The following is a 22,667-nucleotide window of genomic DNA, read 5'->3' as shown; positions in this document are numbered from 1 at the left end:
CGATAGATGTTTCCTTCACGTTTATAAAAACCTCATTTTAGAAGCTGCCCAAGTTTAAAACATTCTGTTACACTTGGGTTTATAATAAAAATTTAAAACGTGCGACCCATTTTTGATGAGATATTTCAACTATCTTTTACTGCTGGTTTTAGTTGTAAGCCTACAAGCGGTGGCCTCACCGCGACTGTCTAATCCCGTCTTTCAGTCTTTATCGACCAAAAATGGCCTTCCGCAAGATATCGTCAACGACATTGTTATAAACGAAGATGGCTTTGTGTGGATAGCCACAGAAGGTGGTTTGGTTCGTTGGGATGGAGTAAGAACTAAACGAGTAGCAGGTCCAGACAATTCTCTTATAGACTCATCCATTTATCGACTTGCCCTGCAAGGTACTGAAGCGTTGTGGTTTAGCGTGTACGGCAGAGGAGTTTATTATCTCGATTTAGCCACTCAAGATGTGGTGCAATTAGAGCCAACGTACTACCACGACTTTGAAGGTTTTGTGCAACATGCGGAAACCTTTCATTGGCAAGATGACACGCACCTTATCATTGCACTGACAGAAGAAGTGCATAAATTTAACACGCAAACTAAAACCCTTGAGCGAATAGCAAAGCTCCCTGAGCCGCTGTTGGGTAACAGCCAAAGCATCCGGGCGGCAATCACCGTTGAAGACACCTTACTGGTAGCCACTACATCGGGGGTGTACGTCAAAAATATCAACAATTTTGAACAGCCTTTACGTAGACTTGATTACCTGGGTGATATTCCCGAAAACCTCGATAACGCCAATGCAAAGTTTCTACTTTTAGACGATAAGGACAGGGTGTGGATTTCAACGGTTTTGGGCGTATTTGTTGCTCAGAAACAAGACTTTCTCAAGCAGGTTCAGGGTGAAAAAGAACATGTCTTTACACAGGTCGTATCCGACAGAAACGTGTGGACGTTGGTTCAGTACAAAGACGACGCTTTTTGGATGGGCACTAATAAAGGGCTATATCAGCTGAGTAAAAAAGCAGGTGGTTGGGAATACGAACACATCTTAGAACCGCATAACGGTTTCACCGAAATTTCAAACAAAAAAATTATCGCCATTGCCAAAGATGAATCTGACAACCTCTGGTTAAGTTCAGTCTATGCTGGCGCGCTGTATTTCGGTGTGAAAAGTGCGGATATTTTTGCCATCCAGAATGAACGAGCAGGTGAGGCTAGCGTTTTGACTAGCCATGTGGTGTGGTCGTTTGCCGAGACTGAGCCTAATAAAATTTGGATAGGTACAGAAAATGGGCTTAATCACTATGATTTCACGACAAAAAAGTCTGAGAAGTATCTGTATTCAAAAAGTGAAAGAGCGATTATCGGTGAAGGAGCCGTAGACAAAATTGTTCCAACGCAAAGTGGCGAATTGTTTCTCAATACGTACAACGGAATACGGTTGTTTGATATGGAAACAGGGGAGGCTAACCGGCCAGAGGTATTAAAAGGTGGCGATGACACCATATTTGATGCGTATGGCACGGGAATGATGCTTTCAGATAAAGGGGATTTGTACTTTATTGGCAACGAAGGTTTTGTAAAGTATGACGTGGACGAAAAAGAAATTTCCTCTTTAGAGCTGGACCCTCGTGTTTTTGACATAAATTTTTCACTGGGTTTTTTGGGGCAGTCTCATTACCACAATGATCGATTATTTTTTGCTACCGAAGGTGGTTTGTGGTTAATCGACCCAGAGACGTTTCAGCATGAATTGGTCTATCGATTCTCAGAGCTACAGCGTGGCCGAGATCGCTCTATATCGTCGTGGGTTATCGACGATATGGGTGTGCTGTGGCTTGCATACAGTGGCGTAGGGTTGGTTGGTATAGACGCAGACACGTTTGAGCCGTTGTACAACCTAAATGAATCGAATATTTTATTATCAAACATTGTTTACGGGCTGCAAAAAGACGAAGCAGGCAATATCTGGTTTAGTTCGCACAAAGGGTTACACAATTACGATCCGTCTACCGGCCAAATCAAGAACTTTATCTACGGACGAGAGCTAAGCGTTTCTGAGTTTAACCAGGGGGCTTCCCTTAAGCTTAAGGACGGTCGACTGGCTTACGGTTCGACGAGCGGCGCTGTGGTTTTCTCTGCATCGCAATTGGAAAGCTTGGAAGTTGGAAGAAGTTTGCTGAGTAAGCAAACTGCTATAACGGAAGTTGCCGTAGATAATAGGGTGCTTAATCAGCCGCTTAAAAACCTAAGTGGACATCATTTCGATCTCGATTACGAAGATTATGGGTTAACAATCCATTTTTCGTCATTAGCGATGTCAGGCATAGGAAAAGTAAAGTACTACTACAAGCTGTTGAACGGTGATCGCGTCGTTACAGAAGGCGTGACTGACGATGCAAAAATAACCTTTACCAACATAGAACCGGGTGACTACGTTTTTTCTGTTGCCCCCACGCCAGGTAGTTTCGACTATAACGTGCTACCGGCTGAAATTACGCTTTATATGCCACATGCGCCTCTGCGTTCACCGCTTGCATATACTATTTACGCAGCGCTCATCGTAAGTTTATTCGTAGCATATTTACTCTCCCGTCAACGCCAACTGTTTAGACTACAAAAAGCTCAGCAGCAGGTAACGCTATTCAGTGACGCTTTTAGACAAACTCGAGACTGGGTTTTAATTTTTGATAAAGAAAAGCGTTTAGTTGCCGCGAACCCAGCTTTTGAACACGTGTTCGGCTTTAATAATAAAGAGCCGTTACCCAAGCAGTTGGCACGACTTTATTTGCGTTACCCAACGTTGAATAGACACCTGTCTGGCAAATTACCGGAAATGCAGGGAGGGGATTTTTGGAAAGACGAGGCCGTGATCGATGGTGCTGATGGCAAGCGCTACGACGTGCTTATTGATATAACAGCGGTAAGTGGCGAAAGTAACACTGCAGAGCATTACCTGATTGTTATTTCCGACATCACAGAACAAAAAAATGCTGAGCGCAAACTTCTGAAAATCGCGACCTACGATGGCTTAACAGGCTTGGTCAACAGGACATTGCTGCTAGACAGACTGGAGCATGCTATTGGGCTTGCCCGTCATCATGAGCATCGTGTGGCGGTGATGTTTGTTGACTTAGATAGATTTAAAGGTATTAACGACTCACTTGGGCATGACTACGGTGACAAACTGCTGCGCATTGTAGCTAACCGAATGCGAAACCTTGTGGCTGAGTCGGGCACCGTTGCGCGATTAGGCGGCGATGAATTCGTTATTGTTATTGAGGAAGTTAATGCCAATGACGACTTGAGCTCATTCGTGGCACAAATCATTGAATCAGTAGAAACGCCTATATCGTTAGCAGAGGAAGTGCTTCGTGTTTCGTGCAGTATTGGTGTGGCGTTTTATCCAGAAGACGCCTCTGAGCCTGCTGAGCTTATCAAGCAGGCTGATGTGGCCATGTATACGGCGAAGAAGGACGCATTAAGCGGCTTTACCTACTTTACGACAGACATGAATGAACGTGCCAAAACGCGTTTACAGCTTGAAAATAAAGTAAAACGTGCCTATTCAGATGACTGCTTCTTCAATCACTACCAGCCAATTATAGATGCCAGAACTAATACCACTATTGGGGTTGAGTTACTGCTGCGAGGAAAACTGGATAACGAGCCTCTTTTCCCCGATCAGTTCATTCCGGTACTTGAAGAATTGAAGTACATAATAGAAGTTACACGACAGGCAATGCGAAGAGCGGCAGAGGACTTGTCGTCCTGGTACAGCCAAGGCTTCACGGGGTTTGTCTCTATTAATCTATCTGCACTTCACTTCAAAACCGAATTCGACTTAACCGGTGTGCTAACCCTGCTTGATGAGTTCAATATACCCAAAGAAGCGTTTCGATTCGAGATTACCGAAGGCGTATTGATGGATGACAGTGACAATGCGTTAAGACAGATTAATCGGTTTGTGAAAGAAGGTTTTGTATTAGCCCTTGACGATTTTGGTACAGGTTACTCGTCTTTAAGCTATTTAAAGCGTTATCCGTTGTCGGTATTAAAAATCGACAAGAGCTTCGTTAACGAAATGGCGCCGGGTAATGCAAACGAAGCGCTGGTAACAACAACCATTACGTTAGCGAATAACTTGAATATGAGTTGTGTTGCGGAAGGCGTTGAAACAAAAGCGCAAGCAGAAGAATTGATTGGAAAAGCGTGTTATTTCCACCAAGGCTATTTCTACGCCAAGCCTTGTACCGCCGAGGAAGTTGCACCGCTGTTGTTTAAAGCGTGGTAAAACGTCGATATTTACCGCGTTTTTCTAACAGATAAGACCATAAAGATTCAAAAGCCAAATCTATAAGAAAACTAAATTTAGCCTCTAAAGCCTTGTTATTCGTCGCATAGAATGTAAACGCTTGTTTAAAAAGCTTGTTTTTCAATAAAAAATAGGGCTTATTAGAAGTCTGTGAAATCATTGTAAAAATGAGCTACATTATAACAACATATGAGTGACTTATGCCGCTAGACATGACAGCAAACGCAAATACCACGGAAGTAATAACATCGCCATTAAGTATGTTGTACCACTGGGAACAGAGCCGTGGGAACGACGTATTTCTTACGCAGCCTATTAACGGTGAATACCACGACTACACATGGAAGCAAGTCGCCGAACAAGCCAGAAAAGTGGCAGCACGTTTACGTGAATTCGATTTCCCGCAAGGCAGCCGTATAGGTATCTTTTCAAAAAACTGTGCTGAGTGGTTTATCGCTGATCTGGGCATTATGATGGCAGGTCACGTGTCGGTACCTATTTTCTCAACAGCCGGTCCAGACACGGTCCAGTATGTATTGAAACATGCTGACGTACAGCTATTGTTCGTTGGAAAACTAGATAATACTGCGGAACAAGTTGCCTCTATTCCTTCAGAATATTTAACGGTTGCCTTTCCTTATCCAAACATTGCTACTAAGCAACAGTGGAAAGCGTTTATGGATATCGCGCCCATAACAGACTCGCCTGTACCTGATATGGATGATTTGATGACAATCATTTATACGTCTGGTAGTACTGGTCAGCCTAAAGGGGTGGTGCACAGTTACAATACGGCTTGTTGGGCAGCGCGTCGCTCGCTCGATCAATTGGGTATTAACCAAAACGATCGCACAATGAGCTACTTACCACTTGCGCATATTACAGAGCGTGTACTGGTCGAGCTTTCAAGCTACTACAGTGGTGGCAAAATTCACTTTGTAGAAGATTTAACTACCTTCCAACGGGATGTAGGTCACTGTCAGCCAACGCTATTTATTTCGGTACCGCGTTTATGGACAAAGTTTCAGATGGGCGTGTTAGCGAAAATGCCGCAGAAGAAACTGGATACGCTGCTTAAAATTCCAATTTTGAACAAAATTGTTGCGAAGAAAATTCGCGATGGCTTGGGCATTAATAACGCACGTTTGTGGGCAAGCGGTTCGGCGCCACTTGCACCAGCAGTCATTGAATGGTTCGCGAAAATTGGTATCTACATTTCTGAGGGGTGGGGAATGACCGAGAACAGTGCTTATGGCACCGGCAGTGTACCTTTCCGTCATGATAAAATCGGCTGTATCGGCAAGCCATACGACGGCGTAGACATTCGCACGTCAGAAGAAGGTGAGATTCAAGTTAAGTCGCCGTGCAATATGCTGGAATACTACTTGGAACCACAAAAAACGGCTGAAGTCTTTACTGAGGATGGTTATCTGCGCACTGGCGATAAAGGGGTAATTGATGCTGATGGCTACGTTAAAATTACTGGTCGTTTAAAAGACATCTTTAAAACCGCGAAGGGTAAGTATGTTACGCCAGCGCCGATTGAAGCAAAATTCATGGAAAACCCTATTGTTGAGCAAGTGTGTGTAACGGGGACTAATTTGCCTCAACCTGTGGCTTTGCTAGTGCTTAGTGAAGAAGCGCAGAAAAAAGACAAAGCGGGCATTGAAGCAAGCCTTAAGAAAACATTCGAAGCCATCAACGCAAAACTGGAAAGCCATCAGGTTATGGATCGCGTTGTCATTATGAAAAACGAATGGAGCATCGAAAACGACTTGCTGACTCCGACGCTCAAAGTAAAGCGTCATGTTTTAGAAGACCGCTTTGTTGATATTATCCAAGGTAGCTATAGCGACAAATTAGTTTGGGTTGACGCGTAAAATCGTCGTTGAGTCTTTTGCTTTGGCAATAATTAAAAAAGCTCTGTCCATGACAGAGCTTTTTGTTATCGGAAGGAGACGCAATAAGCGTTGAAACTGTGTTGGGCTATAAGTACTACAGCGACGCTAAATCGCGTCAAACGAAACGCAATGGTCGCTTTAAGAAGGGTAGCGAGAGCGTAACCCTTCATACACTAAGTCGCTAAACTCTGGCTTCGTTAAATCTAGGGCATCCATTACTTCTACCAGGTGCTCGTTGTCTTCACGACCTTCCCACACTTTTACGTAAGTGCCTTCTTTGTAGCCGTTATCTTGGCGGAAAAAATTGAGCACATTTTTACCTACGTACTGACGATACAGTTCGTCAGCTGACATTTCACACTGGCTTACGATGAACATGAATAGTGGCACGCTAAAGCGTTTGGCGGCGCAAAGGCCCGTCATGAGCTCTAAATTATCAAGAAGCGACAGATTTGACGCGTCGTAGTCCTTTCCATCGAAGGTTACTAGCGTTTTGCCACTTGCTAATTCAGAAGCAATACTTTTTGCAGATTCAGCGATATCGCCTTTATATTCAATAATGCAAGCACTTAGTGCAAAGTGCCAGATATCCACCAATTCCATTTGAAGCTGTGGTAAGTCTTTTTGCTGTGCTTTCCACCATTTCCAGCCGTGATGCTCAATTGCTTCAACTGACTCTACCATTGCTGCACGTAAGTATCCGTAACCAGCATTTAGCCAGTCTGGGTTTACTTTGGCGTTCATTTTATCCTGAAGAGAAAGCATAGTGGCGAGTTGTTGCGCGGTTAACATTGTTGCTCCTGACCGTGAAATTGTGTTGCGTTTCGTAAAGGCGAAATTGTACTTGAATGACGCTTCGGGAGAAACTGCTAAATTTAGGACGGCGAGAGTAAAGCGCTTTCTTTAATGTCTGCTTGCTTGTGGTGCACTTGCACCACGGTAAAACTATGACTTATTGGTCATGTTTTCTATTTTTGTTTAAGTTGTTGATATTTCAGGTTTAAAAAGTTGGCATTCAACCTGCAAAACATAAAGCGTTAACAGTGCTGCTCAGTAGCGCTAACGTGAATGAGTGCCAGGCAACGCTTATTCACGTTGTTACTGAGTAGACCGTAAACCTTACCCATACAGATTTTTCGTGTCCTGAGGTCTGTGTGGGTTTTTTTTGTCTGAAAAACGCCTTCGCATGCTTCTTTGTACTCTTTCGCTCCGCCATATCTTTGTATCACTTCGTTAATGAATTATTCGGAGGTTGTTTTCGCCATGCCCCTCGGTATTTGTTTTATTATCATAAGACATTTGCTTATCTAAATTTTGGAGAAATAACTTAACTACTGAGCCCAATGCGATACACTAAATTATAAGGTCGACGATACCTGTACAGTCTTTGCACAGTATCTAAAAGCACGTTCTACAAAGGATTTTTCGATTGCTTGCGCTATATCCCTCTAATAAATTAGAACACTTAAGTTTTCTTCTCACCACGCTTTTACGTCAGCAGCCCATGGGCGTATTTACGCCAGAAACCATCTTGGTTGAAAGCCCGGGAATGCAGCACTGGGTCAGCATGCAGCTTGCCACAGAACACGGCGTGGCAATGAATATTGATTACCCTTTACCAGTACGCTTTATGTGGAATACCGCACGTACCGTACTTGGACAGGACAAAGTACCCAAGCAATCTCCCTATCGTCGTGAAGTACTGACATGGCGTATCGACAATATTCTCCAAGATGGCTCGCTAATGAGCGCAGAAGCCTTCGAACAAGTTAACCGGTATTGGCAAAATGCGGGAAGTGAACAAGAGCAGGGGTTACAGCGCCTTCAGCTTGCTACCGCTCTGGCCGACGTGTACGAGCAATACTTGTTGTACCGCCCAGACTGGTTGTTTAAATGGGAAGCTAACGAACGCGCTGTATTTGATGACATGGAGATATGGCAAAGCGAAATTTGGCGCATATTGGTCAAAGAGCAACCGCTGCATCCTGCACGTTTGCATCAAATGACCCTAGAGGCGTTAGGAGCGTTAGAAACTGGCCATTTACCAAATGATTCAGCGAATAAGTTGCCTACTCGCGTCATAGTGTTTGCCATTAACACTATGGCTCCGCAGCTGATCGCGTTTTTTGACGCTCTCGCGCAGCACATCGATATTCATATATTTCACTTAAATCCTAGCGTTAATTATTGGGGTGAAGCGAAAAGCAGTAGCGAACAGGCGAAGCTATTGCGCTTAGAAGGCCTTAAAAAATGGATGGAAGAAGATCAGTCAAACCCGCTGCTTGGCAACTTAGGTAAGCAGGGCAGAGAGCTATTCAACTTACTCACAGAGCTGGATACCTTTGAGATAAGTGCGTTTGATTCACCAGATTTTGAAGAGGCTTCTAACAGTGGTGAGAACGTTCACCGTTATAGTCTACTCGAATATATTCACAACGATATATTGCAGGCCGCTCAACCTAAGCCACTTACTCATGATTTGAGAGAAAAAGACGATAGCGTTACTATCATGTGCACCCATTCCGCGCTTCGCGAAGTGCAGGTTTTACACGACCACTTACTACATTGGTTATCTCAAGATAAAACGCGCACCCCATCAGATATTCTTGTGATGTGCCCCGCCATCGAAAACTACGCGCCATTTGTTGATGCTGTATTTCACAGAATAGGCACAAAGGCTTTGGCTGGCAGGGGGCAGGTTAGGCTTCCTTGTACCATTGCAGATAGAAGCCCAATGGATGCAGAGCCGTTGATTGCGGCGTTTATGGCGCTGTTACAGCTGCCCGATAGCCGCTTTGGTGTGTCGGACATTATGGATTATTTGCAGTTAGATTCAGTGCAAAAGCGTTTCTCAGTGTCACAAGATGATATAGAGCAAATGGTGGTATGGCTAAAACAAGCTCATATTCATTGGGGTCTTAATAGCGCCCATAAAACGGCCGTTTCAGAAGGCGTTGATCTAGACGACACTTACAGCTGGTGGTGGGGAATACGCCGTTTACTTATGGGCATGCTTGCACCAGATAGTGAAGTCATTGTTAGTGACTTACTTACTATTCCCGACGTTGAAGGACAAAGTGCGCTTACGCTAGGCAAGCTTATCGACGTTGTGGCGCTGTTAGGTGAGTTTGCCCAAGTATTAACAGCCCCAAGGACGGCGGCGCAGTGGTCTAAAGCCTTAATATCGCTCAGAGATGCGTGTTTTATGCCGACAAAAGAGCAGCAGCAAAGTTGGGATCTTGTTGCCAAAGTTGCTGCCGATCTTGCTGCACGATGCGAAGAGGCAGGTTATGAACACGAACTCACCCTTCGTCAGGTTCGCGACCTGCTACTCAATCGATTCTCGTCGCCAGATGCCGGAAATCACTTTATGACCGGTCAGGTTACGGTGTGTTCTATGCTGCCCATGCGTAGCATTCCGTTTAAAAAAGTGTGCATTTTGGGGCTGAACGACAGTGAGTTTCCCAGAAAATCAAGCCCGCTGGGTCTCGATTTAATGGCAGGTGCTGGCCGCCAGATTGGTGACCGCTCACGGCGTTTAGAAGACAGGTATTTATTCCTAGAAGCCATTATTTCCACCAGAGAGAGCTTATATTTAAGTTACCAAGGGAACGACGTTACCAATAACAGTGAGCGGCAACCCAGTCTAGTCTTGGCTGAGTTCATGGATATGTTAGCAAACAGTTACGCACTGGATTTATCAAAGTACAGCGTTAATGCACCGCTACACCCGTTCAGTGAAGAAGGCTTTACGGGAACCTTGCCGAGCTACGAAACAGGGTGGTTACGGTTAGCTGACGCGTTACAAAAAACGAAATTAAATACCGACGAAGCAGATAATGAATCTACCGATGATGGTAATTCGGCAACGTTAGCGCCATCACCTGATGCACTATTAACGCAATCGCTTCGTCTATCAGGTATTCAAGTTGCGAGAGCTTTCAAAGATCCGCTGGAGTATTTCTCTGTCCAACGGCTGGGCGTGAATCTGTCTCAATCGTTTACGCTACTTGAAAATAGCGAGCCGTTTGAAACCAATGCGCTACTGCGCTACCAGGTGCTCGACGCTATCTTTTCATCCGCGGAGCGCATTGCGCCAGAAAAAAATGATGTCACCCCGCTTTCCTATAGTGAAAAAGTGATCACGTTTGCGTCGCTTAGAGGTGATATCCCCAATAACCCCGTTGCGAGAGATGAAGTTGAAATGTGGAAAGAAGGGGCGTTGGCATTAAGTCAGGCCATGGGCCCTCACGACGCGGAACCTAAAAAAGCACACTTTCAAGGCAAATACATCACCTTTACTTCGTCGGCTTTATTAGGCAGTGACGCGCTAGTCGAGCTTTGTGCAGGCAAGATTGACGCACATCGCGCATTGGGTTTCTTCATCTCCCAATTAGTTTTTTCAAGCAGCGATGAAGAAACCAGCTACAGCAACTATCCGCTGGATATCTATTCGTGTGCCTGGGAAAAGGGCGAAACCATTTTGAAAAAGCAGCGTTTCTCCGCTTACGACAAGGAAACTGCTGTACGGTTGCTTTTGTTTATTGAACAGCTTTACATGGCAGTGTACACGGCGCCGACACCAGTCCATTTAAGTTTGTTCGGTACGTTTATGCCCGGAACCAGTAATTCAGACACTAAGCCTGTAGTGGAAAGCACAAAGCCTGAGATGTTTACCGACATTCTGCATGCGCTACTAGAGAGTGCGGACGGGACTAGTGAAACCGACAAAGCGATACTTAGCCAAGTTCAACAGGCAATTGATGAGATGTGTCCGTTCACTGATAAAGAGAACGCTGTAGCTAGCGAAGCGACAAGTGAAAAACACGAAAAAGCGAAACAGACGGTGGATCAAGCCGCTGCACTTTTTGACACGATAGAGTTACAGCGAGCGTTAACTGACTGGCAGCAAAGTAGCGGGCAATTCAGCGCAGATATGGCAAGCAACCCTTACTTAAATTGGCTGTTTCCTCAGGGCGTGAGTTGGAACGATGTGCCGTATTTAAGTGCTTTTGTAATGCTTGCCATGGTCAACAATGCGTCTCAGGAGGAGAAGCTATGAGTTACAACCCTACATCCTCTGACAACCCTATAGACGAGCAATCTCAGTTGCAAACCGACAACCATAGCGGCACTGAAGCGCAATTGCTCGATGTCGTCGCTATGCCGTTAAAAGGGCGCCATCTTATTGAGGCCAGCGCTGGCACAGGTAAAACCTTTAATATTACGCGCTTGTACCTGCGTCTATTGCTTGAAAAAAAACTCACCGTCAAAGAAATATTGGTGATGACTTTCACCAAAGCCGCGACCGAGGAAATAAAGGGGCGTATTGCGGCAACACTAAGAGAAGCTCTACTTATTTGGCAGCAAGCGAAAGATAACGGCAATGAAATAGACAGTGGCTGTGACCCGGTTTATCAGTATTTATTTAACAACTGTGATATTGACGAGAGTCTGGCCCTATTAAAAGCGGCGCAGCTAGAGCTTGATGAAGCCTCGGTGTTTACTATTCACGGCTTCTGTCAGCATGTTATCACCCAGTTAGCGTTTAACAGTGGCTTTGCCATGTCGCTTAACTTGGGCAATGACACCAGCGATTTATATCTTGAAGCTGCCGAAGACTTCATTCGAAAGATTAGCAAAAGTGAGGACGAATTTAGACTACTGGCAGAGTCAGGCTGGCATACACCCGAAAAACTGCTGCGAGAGTTTAACGCCAGCATTAAAAGTACTCTGACCCCAATATTACTTAGTGAAGAGGATATTGAGGCGGCGTGTAAAACGCAGCTAGATGAAGCGCCGCATACGTCTTTAGCCCACGTGAAGTCTCTACTTCAAAGCGTAGAAGACAATGAAGGGCTATTGGTAGAACAGCTTATCAAAACACCGGCTCATAAAAAAGAACGGCCACAGGAGTTGGCTGCACTTAAAGCTTGGTTGCGTTCTTGTGTAGATGAACAAAGTTATTATCTTCCGCCGCCGGAAGCGGAAGCCTTTGTTAAAGGTAACCGATATGCGCGAAACTCTTCTGGCGTAAAAGAGATCTTAACGCCTATAAAAGATTTTGCAGGGGCGCTAAAAAAAGCATTTGGTGAGAAAGACAAAGCACTTGGCAAAGTGCCTGTATTCAAGCTGGTGGTTGAAGCTATTTCGTTCATCAAATCCCGCGTTGAAAAGCAGAAAAAACAGCTTGGCGTTATCGACTTCGACGATCTTATTCGCATGCTCGCCGACGAAGTGGTGAAGCCGAGCAATACCCTTGTGCCTGAGCTTCGCAAGAAGTTTCCCGTAGCGCTTATTGACGAATTCCAAGATACCGATGCAAAGCAGTACGCGATTTTAGACGCAGTTTATCCTAATCTTGAGAATGCTAACGAAAGTGCGTTATTAATGATAGGTGACCCCAAGCAGGCGATTTATCGCTTTCGCGGTGGCGATATTTTTACCTATTTAAAAGCGGGTAGGCAGGCAGATTACCGCTGGGTGATGAATACCAACTGGCGCTCGGTTGAGGGAATGGTTAAAGCCTATAATCGGTTATTTTATGGCGCGTCTGTGGCATCAAATAGACCTGCCGATGTGTTTGGTTTTGATATCAAATACAACCCAGTCGAATTTACGCCTAAAGCGGCCGCGGCAAAAACGCCACTTATCGACCCTGCCGAACAAGACAATGTAATGAAAAGTGCTGTAATGAAAAGTGCTGTAATGAAGAGCGGTGTAATGAAAAGTGCTGTAACGAAACGCAGCGCAATGAACTACGTTAGCATGTGTTTGGACGACAAAGAAAACGCCCACATTATGCGTCGCAAAATGGCTCAGTGGATTGCGCAAGAGATTTACCGCTTATTGAACGAAGCGCACTTTCAAACCGCCAATGGTGGCACCGCGCCGGTGAAGCCTCAGGATATCGCTATCTTGGTGAAAGACAGAACCGAAGCTGGCGCTATCAAAAGCGTACTGCAGCAAAAAGGTTTGGCATGCGTTTATTTAAGCGATCGCAGTAACTTATTTGCCAGTGCCGAAGCCAAAGATGTACTGAGGCTTCTTAACGGTATTTGGCACGCTAACGACACCAGTAAAGTGGCGTCGAGCTTGGCGTCACCGCTTTGGGGGTATAGTGCCCAAACACTTATTGAACTGTTGTACCATGAAGATGACGCGCAGTGGGATGCTGCTATCGACAAGGTATTGTCGCTGCGCGATATGTGGCTGCAAAAAGGCTGCATGAGTGTGCTGCTGTATTTAATGCAAGACAGTTATCAACCTCATGCTGACAGCGTGGAACGCGCCCTTACTAACTATCAGCACCTAGCTGAAGTGCTGGAAAAAGCTAGCACTACTCACCAGCGCCCAGAGCAGCTACTCGACTGGTTGAATAAGCAAATTCATAAGCCTGAAAGCGATGAAGAGCTTACTTTGCGCCTTGAAAGTGACAGCCAACTTATTCGACTTATTACTCAACACGGCTCGAAAGGGCTAGAGTACCCCATCGTGTTTGTTCCTTTTGCCACCGGCTACAGAGACGCCGCTAAAAACGGCAACACTACGTCTCAAATATTTACTTATTACGACGAAGAAAAACAAGATTTACAAATGCAGCTTGGGCAGACGCCACAGGCCATTGCTCGCGTCCAAAGCGAGAGCGAAGCCGAAGACATGCGACTGGCCTATGTGGCGGTAACACGAGCTGCCCATCGCTGTTACATGGGCGTTGTACCGCTGACTAACAACGAAAGAAGCGCATTAGCACGCGCTCTTGGTGTAGGTGGCGACGGCAGCAACAACGATTGGTCGAGTGTGTTAAACCGTGTTGCTGAAGAAGAAGCGTCCCATGCCTGCCATATCGACGGTGATGAGTTTGAGGAAGTGTATACTGGCTTTGAACAAGAAGATGAGTTACCTCAGCTAACCGCGTTGCAATTTACTGGCACGGCAAGCGAAGAATGGCGACTGTATTCATTCTCAGCAATGAGCCGTTTAACCACGGTTGGTGCTAACCAAAGCGTTGAAACAGGCACAGCAGCAGAGAGCGGCGCATCAACAGAGCCATTGAGTCAAACCCTTCCTAGTGTGCCCGTACTTCAAACCATTCGAGATGAAGAAGTGTATGCAAGCGACACTCTTGTGGGTGAGATGGGCTCAATTGATGCAGACATCAATTCCTCGGCAGGTATTGAAAGTACGATAAGTAAAAATGATCTGCGTTTTACCCTCGAAAAAGGTGCGAGCGCAGGTAATTTACTTCACGATATTCTAGAGCACAGTGACTTTAGTGCGCCCGATTGGGAAGAAACGGGTAAGGAACTGGTTAACCGCTTCGGGCTAGATGAAAAGCGAACGCCGCTACTCTATGAATGGTTAGAAGAAGCGCTACAGACGCCTCTGTATCCCAATATGCAGCTAAGTATGAGTGATTTGCCCTTAGCGCAAACCCTGCGCGAAGCCGAATTCTATTTTCCAATGAACGACACGCAATGGACTCAGCTTCGTGAAGTACTCGCTACCCATAGGCAAAACGTAGCTGACGTTATTGGTGGCGAGATGGAAACAGCGCCTCAATTAATCACAGCTAAATTACAGGGAATGATGCACGGGTTTATTGACTTGATTTTTGAGCATGACGGTCAGTTTTATGTGGCAGACTACAAATCGACTTGGCTTGGCGATACTCTAGATAGCTACACGCCAACAGCGCTGTTTCATAACAACCAGCATCACCTTTACGACCTTCAGTACTTAATTTACTGCCTGGCGCTACATCGCTATTTAAAGAATACGCTGCCTAACTACGACCCAGATATGCATTTTGGTGGTGTGTATTACTTGTATCTACGCGGTATGCACCCAGAAAACGAGCGCGGGGAAGGGGTATTTTATACTGATATTCCATCGTCTGTACTCAACCGATTAGACGGGATATTTGCGAGCAAAGACGAAGCCCAGCAAGGCAATAGTTCTTCGAATGCAGACAGCTCTTACCAGCCATTGGAACAAACGTCTTTGGGTCAGCAGCAGTTTAGTTTTGACGACGAGTAATACACGTCAAAAGAACTAAGGCAAAGGAAAATAATGAAAAGCGATCAACACTCTGTACCGACATTTTTTGATAACTTGTTTGGCATCGAAGCTATCGACAAATTTGTCGCAAAAGAATTTGGCTTTATTGATGAACTGGAAAAAGAAGAACAGTTTATTTGGGCTGGGATCTTAGCATACTTGTCGTATATGCAGCGCAATGGCCACAGCTGTATCTATCTTAAAGGCATAGCGGGTACGACGCTTTTTAAAGAGGTAGTCGCAGAACAAGAGGCAGCTTTGGCGGCCGAAACAAATGAGCATAGCAGTAACGGGGCGGCCGCTGCTTCACTGACGCTGGTTGAACAAACCGAGCAGGAAAAAGCGCCCAAACCAGGTGTCGACGTGCCACAACTAACGCAATTACTTAGAATTGTAAAAAGCGCGCTGGTTAACGCGCAGGTGGCACAACTATTTGTTTATAACAACGGCAAGCTGTACAGCCGTCGTTACTTCGAGTTTGAACAAGAAGTCGCACGAAATGTTGTAAAACGAGCGGCGCTTACGCCCTTAAGCGATGAAGCTAGCGAAAAAGTAAAACAACTTTGGCCAGCAATCTTTCCTACCGAAACAACCGATCGGCAAGATTGGCAGCAAATAGCGGTGGCGAAAAGCCTAATGCAGCGCTTTTGCGTTATAAACGGTGGGCCAGGAACAGGTAAAACCTATACTGTATTGCGCTTATTACTGGCGCTACAGGCTTGCGATGAAAACTTAAAAATTGTGCTGGCAGCGCCTACAGGTAAAGCGCAACAGCGTATGACCGAATCTATCATGAACAGCATAGACGGGCTTCGCGGCAAGTTGGACGACACAGTGCTTAACAACGTGCCTACCGATGCTGTGACGCTACATAGATTACTAGGATTGCGGGAGCACGGTGTATCAACTAAGTTCAATCAACACAACCAGTTGTCGGCAGATGTACTCATTGTCGATGAGGCAAGTATGGTCGACTTAGCGCTAATGACACGTATAGTACGAGCATTGCCAGACCATGCACGGCTCTATTTTATCGGTGATGCCGATCAGCTTCCAGCGGTTGAGCTCGGTAACGTGCTAGAGCAGCTAGTTAGTACCGAGACAGCAAGTTTTGACGAAAACGAGAATGTGTCAAATGGCACAAACAGCGCATATAGTTCAAATAGCTTAAACAGTCATGACGACGGGCTTTCTTTAGGTGGCGTGCCACCGTTAATGCGTCAGCACATCGCTACGCTATGCCCGCATTTGCCCCTGTTACCGGTTGATGAGCAGGCAAAAAGCTATGTAGCAACTCTGCAAGCACCGCAGCGCTTCAAGGGGCAGGTGGCAAAAGTTGCAACGGCCATACAGCGAGGTGATGCAAGCGGCGCACTTACCGCGATTAGCGATAAGGCTGGCGACAATAACGAAAGTGCGGGTATTGGTTCAAATACGGCATCGCGACTACAATCCGGCGTTCACCTATGGCCAGAACTCCAGGTTAGCGGCCGTGATTTACAACAGTTGGCCAAAGAAAGCTTCTCGCCTATTTTTGATGCCGGCAGTGCCGAAGAAGCGCTTAATCGCCTGAATGTGGTTAGGTGGCTAACCCCGGTCCGCAAGGGCGGAATGGGCGTAGAAGGCCTGAATAATTTGGTGTTCGATGCTATCACGCACAAGATCAGAAAGCGGGAAGGCCATTTCTATCAAGGTCAGCCCATTATGATTGTCAAGAATCATCATCCTCAACGACTATCAAACGGTGAGGTTGGTGTAATCTGGCCTGACAGCAAAGGAAAGCTATATGCGTGGTTTTACCAGGATAGCCAAGCTTCGGGTCAAAACGGTTCAAGTCAGAAAGCTTCGGCAAATGCGGGAGACAGTGCTGACAAGGCGCTAGCGCAAAAACAAGCGTTGCGCAGCATATCGCTATCAAGAGTACCGCAGTTTGAAACTGTTTACGCCATGACCATACATAAATCTCAGGGCTCTGAGTTTAATCATGTTGTACTTATTCTACCTAAGCCTGATAGCGAGAAAGCCGCCAATTTATTTCATCGAGGCCTAGTGTACACCGGGTTAACCCGTGCCAAAGACGGCTGCTTAATAATTTCTGACAACGCAACATTTAGCCACATGGTTCAACGGGTGGATAAGCGTTATTCCGGGCTTTCAGAGGCCATAAGCTTGCAACTAGAGAGCACATCAAACGCCACCACAGAAGTCGAATAAAAGAAAATGTACTCTGACCCCAAAAATTTTGGGGTCAGAGTACATTTCTGGGTCGTTATTTTACTGGCGTAAAAAGGCACAGGCCGCGTTTGTTAATATCAATTGGGGTTTTGCTGATTAGATAAATGCGAGTGGGGGCAGTTACACGCAAAATTCCGCCTTCGGCATTTAAAAACTGTGAAGGCAAAAGTACAGACGTGTCTTCACTTTCTGAATTGTCGGTCTCGGCTTTCACTGCAAAGTGTGACAAACCGCAGTGATCCAGCCAACCTAATATATTATCTGGCGTTGCCACAAAATTATCGTGCCTCAATACGCTGCTATGTAGCGTAATATTCGCACCGAAGACGGGCTTATTTTCTATCGCCATTTGCGTGTTAGGCTTTAAATGCAGACGGTATAGTCCGTGTGCTTCAGGCACAATGTCATCATTCGCATCTGTATTATTCACTAACGTAAGCATACAAAGTTTCACAGGTTAGTTTGGATGGTTTTATTTTGGTGGACTTACGGCTAGCCTGCGTTGATGTGGATCAACTGCCCTTGGGTTTACGCACTTTGTATAAAAAATTAGGCTTCTTGTGCAACAAGCATCTCACCAAGACGCTGAATAGCTTCGGTGCGCGCAGCCTGCGTACTATCAATAAAATTAAAACGCAGGCAATGTCGATACTTACCTGTTGCCGAAAATAGCTGCCCTGGCGCGACATAAATTCCTTTTTGCTTGGCTTCGTCAGCCAGCTTCACGGAGTCATAACGGCTGTTTAGCTCTACCCAAAGCACATAGCCCCCTTGAGGGTAGCTAATACAGGTGTCGGCGGGAAAGTAACGCTTAATGTCTGAACGTAGTGCGTCTCGTGCACTTAGGTAATGGTGACGCATAGCCCGAATATGTTTGTCATAACCGCCTTGCTCAATGAAACTGGCTATAGCTAATTGGGGTAGAGTAGGACACATAGAGCTACTGACATATTTAACGTGGAGCACTTTATTTCTATAGCTTCCCGGCGCTATCCAACCCACGCGAAAACCAGGCGCTAGCGTTTTTGAAAACGAGGAGCACAGTAAAACGCGCCCATCTTTATCGAACGATTTAATGGTTTTTGGACGAGGGTAGGCGTAGGCAATATCGCCGTAAATGTCGTCCTCTATAATGGCTACGTCGTACTCTCTGGCCAATTCATATAACGCTTTCTTTTTCGCCTCAGGCATAACAAATCCTTGAGGGTTATTTACCGTTGGGGCGACTAAAATGGCCTTGATCGGCCATTGATCAAGCGCTAGCTTTAATGCCTCTAAACTCAGTCCTTTTTCAGAGTCGGTGGGGATCTCTAACGCTTTTAATTCAGCGCCTTTTATAGCTTGCATAGCACCGTAGAATCCGGGGGATTCTACCGCTATCACATCGCCGGCGCTCGCCACTGCGCGAAGGCAAACAGATAAGGCTTCCTGGCAGCCAGAAGTCACAATGAATTCGTCGCTTTGCAACACACAGCCAGATGCTGCGGCCAATCGGCTTAGCTGTTTTCGCAGAGTTTCATCACCTTTTACGTCACCGTATATCATGCCGTCCAAGGCTCGATGTTTGGTAAGTTCATGCAGGCGTTTTATAAGCGGTTTAAGGGTTTTGGCAGTCATGGTGGGCATGGCATGCTGAAACTGACACAGGGTTTTAGCGTCATGATCTTTATTGAAGGTATTCAGCAAAGTGTCTAGCACATCTTCCCATTGAGACACATCCATAGGGCGTTGCGGAGGCTTCGTCATGCTAGGGGTGTTATCTATTAATATACTACGGGCGACAAAATAACCTGATTTAGGTTTTGCCTCTACCAGTTGCTGCGCTTCCAACACTCGATATGCTTCCTGCACGGTAGCTATACTTACTTTATGCTCCGTTGACAGCTGCCTAACCGAAGGTAACTTGTTCCCCACCTCAAAAACACCACGCTCGATTTGGGCTTTAAGTTCATTGGCTAATGTTTCGTAAAGCGTCATCGCAATATTTATTCTTATGAAGTCATCTGCATACAGATAACTATATCTTAATTGGCAGGAGCTTTTAACCATACAGATTGGTGAAATAACTACCATACAGACGTTACCATGACTAAACTGTATGGCTGTTTTTAAGTGTATTTGGGTATGATGCATACAAAAATATGATTGTATTGTGTTGGTGAAAAACAAGCGTTTGGTTAACCGACCCCTTTCTTTTAAAGAAACGCATTGCTCACCTCAACACATAAGGACTGTCATGGAAACATCTTTACTCATCGCGCTTGCGACATTCGCGTTCATCAGTACGGTAACGCCTGGCCCGAATAATATGATGCTATTAGCTTCTGGGGCACAATACGGTTATAAACGTTCGCTGCCGCACATGCTGGGTATTGTAATTGGTGTTGCAGGTCTAATGATAAGCACACTGCTGGGCATTGGTGCGCTGTTCAACATATTTCCCGTACTGTACAGTGTGCTAAAAGTGCTTGGCGTGGGATATCTGTTATGGTTAGCGTTCAAAATTGCCACTGGCGCCGTAGATGAGCCAGTAGGCCTAGTAGAAAACAAAATTAAGTCGACAAAACGCCAAGGGCCGCTCAAGTGGTGGGAAGGGGCATTATTTCAGTTAATTAACCCTAAAGCATGGATGATGGCGTTAGCCAGCGTAGGCACGTTTTCACTGCCTGGCGAGCACTACACCCAATCTGGTATTGCGATTGTTACCGCTTTTGCCGTGATTGGTTTTCCAAGCATCTCGCTTTGGGCAGCGGTAGGCGCAAAAATACGCGTGTGGTTGAGTTCGCCAACTCGAAGACGGCAGTTTAACCTTACAATGGGCGCGGCCACAGCAGCCACGTTATTTTTGATAGTGTAACGGTTATATTAACTGGACGCTGGCCTTTTGGGTGTAAACCGATTGGCTGGTGTCTTTTAAAAAACTGATAAAGGGAACACGTAAAATGGAGTGGGTCGACGTCTTTATTCAATACTTAAGAGCCTATGAACAAAAGGACCTAGACAGTGTTTCCGATATGTTTGCGGATGACATTGCATTAAGGGACTGGAAAATTTCTGTAAAAGGTAAACGGTTAGCCGTTGATGAAACACGTAAGAACTTTGAGAATGCTGACTCGATAGAAATAGATGTGCTGTCTACTATGGTAAACGAGAAGATGGTGTCTGGTGAGCTCAAAATTGTGGTGGATAAGTCTGAAACACTGTTCGTTGTTGATGTCTTGAAATTTAATGAAAACGGTAAAATCATAGCTATTCACGCTTATCTAGGACGCGACGATTAAATCTAGCGCAAACAATACAAATACAAGGAGCAAGTCTTCATGGAATTGAACCAAGTTACGTTACCCGTTACCAATATGGTCGAAGCGGTGGAGTTTTACCTTACACTTGGGTTCACTCAAATTGTAGATACACCGCATTATGCCAGATTCACGTGTCCTGAAGGCTCGTCCACATTTTCGGTCTCTTTAGAAAGCGAAAGTGCTCAAAATCACAGTGTGATCTATTTTGAACACGAGGCGCTAGACGAGTTGTATACCTCTCTTGTGGAAAAAGGTATTCGTTTTGAGCAGCCGCCAACGCAGCAGCGCTACCTTTGGAAAGAGGCCATTTTAAGAGATCCATCTGGCAACAAAATAAAGCTGTACTGGGCAGGAGAGAATAGAGTGAACCCGCCTTGGAAAGTGGAAATAAAGCAGTAGCCATTTAGATAAACTTCAAGAAAAACCGAGATAACCAGTGACAGACTCCCAAACTAGCGTGCACTTTCGCTTAACAAAATTAGATGCCATGCAGGCGTATACGCTAAAACGAGAAATTGAAGGCGCTTACTTTAGTAAGCGTGAAGAATTTGTAGATGAAAAAGGCTCAGGTGCGTTCATTGGCATGGTGCCTTTAAAAGAAAGCCTGTTTGACGAACTCAACGATTACGTTATTCGCCAGCAAATTCAATATGATGACTGCGATATTTATGTTGAATCAAAAATTGCTAACGGTGATATTGCCGTGCCAAGGGTGGTAAACAAATTGCTCAAATACATCGACTGCAAGCTGACTTTCGCTTTTGCGAAGTAGTTTCAATTGAGGTGCGCTACTTAAGCGTGAACCGCCAAGGCAAGGTTGTGTCATCCCGTGCACCTAGCTTACCGGTTTGATCGTCTTTTGCGTAGTCTATGCCAATGCGATGCGAACTAGTGATATGTTTACTAGCAATGGCATGGTTACTTTGCTCAATCCAAATCAGAGTGTTATTTAACACAGGCTCACCATTAAGCGCAGGTGTTATCGCAAGAGCTTGTGTCAGCTTAGCTGGACCGTCACATAGATTACGCAATGATGTCTTCATGCCGCGACGTTCGCGCATTTTGTCTACACCTTCTGTAGGCTTAATTTTTCGGATCAGAACTGAATCAGTGTGGTCAGCGTCATTTGTAACAATATTCAACATACTGTGAGAACCATAAATGGTGTAGATGTAAGCAACGCCGCCTTGCTTTTTAAGTGTTGTTATCGAAGAAGGGCGCCGCAACAGGTGTTTCTCCATGGCAAGATCATGATGTCCACGGTAGGCTTCCGTTTCTGTTATCGTTCCCCCGGTTAGTACGCCGTCGACGTTACTAAACAGGACGTTACCAATGAGCGTCTTTGCTATATTGACGACATCGCTATCAGTGAAAAAAGAACGCTGCATTTTTCGTTTAGGTTTACTAATCAACAAATTAAGACGACTTCGTAATTTCGCTGTGAGATTTTAGCACTTTGCTACCGTCGTCCTGTTCAATGAGATATGCTGGGTCGCTGTCGCTAGCCTCTCGTTTTACTGACGAACCCTTAATCGTGCGTTCTACATCATTGGTAAATTTTTTTCTGATATTTCCCGTTGCACTACCGTTTCCCCATTCCCATTCTACTTCTGTGTTTACCGCATAATGTTTCATAATTATTCCCTAAGCCACTAAATCAACTATTAACTTAAGTTGTTTAACGAAAAGAATAAGACCTGAGTTCAAAAAGGGGGAAAATAAGGATGGTAAAAAAGTAAAGAAAGTTTGAAACTCTAGGGCCTGTATATGGTCTCCCCCATTATTGCAAGAGTAAACATGCTGTTTTGACTAAAATGGTTTGCGTCCGTATATCCGGCTTCTCGTTGAAGTATTTTCACT

14 protein-coding genes are annotated in these 22,667 nt (G+C 45.3%); 9 read left to right on the top strand and 5 right to left on the bottom strand.

From position 1 onward, the window contains the following. Positions 1-115 precede the first annotated feature (115 nt). On the top strand, positions 116-4,288 hold the full coding sequence (locus MHN02_RS13960) for an EAL domain-containing protein (protein WP_239246742.1): 4,173 nt from the start codon (positions 116-118) through the stop codon (positions 4,286-4,288). A 221-nt stretch (positions 4,289-4,509) separates the two neighbouring features. Next, a complete protein-coding gene (locus MHN02_RS13955; protein ID WP_014949806.1) occupies positions 4,510-6,189 on the top strand; it encodes an AMP-binding protein in 1,680 nt (559 codons plus the stop codon). A gap of 159 nt (positions 6,190-6,348) precedes the next feature. Here the strand turns inward: MHN02_RS13955 and MHN02_RS13950 are convergent, their stop codons facing one another. Then, positions 6,349-7,002, bottom strand: a complete 654-nt coding sequence (locus tag MHN02_RS13950; protein WP_110288718.1) for a dUTP diphosphatase — start codon at positions 7,000-7,002, stop codon at positions 6,349-6,351. Positions 7,003-7,639: 637 nt separating this feature from the next. On the opposite strand from MHN02_RS13950, the gene recC reads away from it, so the two are divergent. The 3 genes from recC to recD are packed head-to-tail and all read left to right on the top strand — an operon-like array spanning position 7,640 to position 17,484. Then, entirely contained in the window at positions 7,640-11,272 is a 3,633-nt protein-coding gene (gene recC / locus MHN02_RS13945; protein WP_239246740.1) for an exodeoxyribonuclease V subunit gamma, read from the top strand. Further along, entirely contained in the window at positions 11,269-15,249 is a 3,981-nt protein-coding gene (recB, locus tag MHN02_RS13940; RefSeq protein WP_239246738.1) for an exodeoxyribonuclease V subunit beta, read from the top strand. Before recC ends, recB begins: the two co-directional genes overlap by 4 nt. A 33-nt stretch (positions 15,250-15,282) precedes the next feature. Continuing rightward, positions 15,283-17,484 (top strand): exodeoxyribonuclease V subunit alpha, encoded by a 2,202-nt coding sequence (gene recD / locus MHN02_RS13935; RefSeq protein ID WP_239246735.1) that lies wholly within the window; start codon positions 15,283-15,285, stop codon positions 17,482-17,484. Between the two features lie 55 nt (positions 17,485-17,539). Here the strand turns inward: recD and MHN02_RS13930 are convergent, their stop codons facing one another. Further along, positions 17,540-17,947: a hypothetical protein gene (locus MHN02_RS13930; protein WP_014949801.1), complete on the bottom strand. Its 408-nt coding sequence runs from the start codon at positions 17,945-17,947 to the stop codon at positions 17,540-17,542. A 107-nt stretch (positions 17,948-18,054) separates the two neighbouring features. Then, the gene (locus MHN02_RS13925; protein WP_239246732.1) at positions 18,055-19,482 is read right to left on the bottom strand and encodes a PLP-dependent aminotransferase family protein; all 1,428 of its coding nucleotides are present in this window, start codon (positions 19,480-19,482) and stop codon (positions 18,055-18,057) included. 259 nt (positions 19,483-19,741) lie between these two features. On the opposite strand from MHN02_RS13925, the gene MHN02_RS13920 reads away from it, so the two are divergent. The 4 genes from MHN02_RS13920 to MHN02_RS13905 all read left to right on the top strand — a co-directional run bounded on the left by MHN02_RS13920 (position 19,742) and on the right by MHN02_RS13905 (position 21,579). Further along, positions 19,742-20,362 carry a LysE family translocator gene (locus tag MHN02_RS13920; protein WP_239246729.1) on the top strand — a complete coding sequence of 207 codons (621 nt, stop codon included), beginning with the start codon at positions 19,742-19,744 and terminating at the stop codon, positions 20,360-20,362. Between the two features lie 85 nt (positions 20,363-20,447). Then, positions 20,448-20,786 (top strand): nuclear transport factor 2 family protein, encoded by a 339-nt coding sequence (locus MHN02_RS13915; protein ID WP_239246727.1) that lies wholly within the window; start codon positions 20,448-20,450, stop codon positions 20,784-20,786. A 39-nt stretch (positions 20,787-20,825) separates the two neighbouring features. Then, a complete protein-coding gene (locus MHN02_RS13910; protein WP_131137448.1) occupies positions 20,826-21,206 on the top strand; it encodes a VOC family protein in 381 nt (126 codons plus the stop codon). Positions 21,207-21,243: 37 nt separating this feature from the next. Next, entirely contained in the window at positions 21,244-21,579 is a 336-nt protein-coding gene (locus MHN02_RS13905) for a hypothetical protein (protein WP_014979563.1), read from the top strand. Between the two features lie 16 nt (positions 21,580-21,595). On the opposite strand, the gene MHN02_RS13900 is transcribed toward MHN02_RS13905, so the two are convergent. After that, entirely contained in the window at positions 21,596-22,195 is a 600-nt protein-coding gene (locus MHN02_RS13900; RefSeq protein WP_239246725.1) for a DNA-3-methyladenine glycosylase, read from the bottom strand. A 28-nt stretch (positions 22,196-22,223) separates the two neighbouring features. After that, entirely contained in the window at positions 22,224-22,442 is a 219-nt protein-coding gene (locus tag MHN02_RS13895; RefSeq protein ID WP_049587649.1) for a DUF2945 domain-containing protein, read from the bottom strand. Positions 22,443-22,667 lie beyond the last annotated feature (225 nt).

The sequence above is a fragment of the Alteromonas sp. CNT1-28 genome (assembly GCF_022348345.1).
GTDB classification, from domain to species: domain Bacteria; phylum Pseudomonadota; class Gammaproteobacteria; order Enterobacterales; family Alteromonadaceae; genus Alteromonas; species Alteromonas macleodii.
This window is presented reverse-complemented; position numbering and strand designations above follow the sequence as displayed.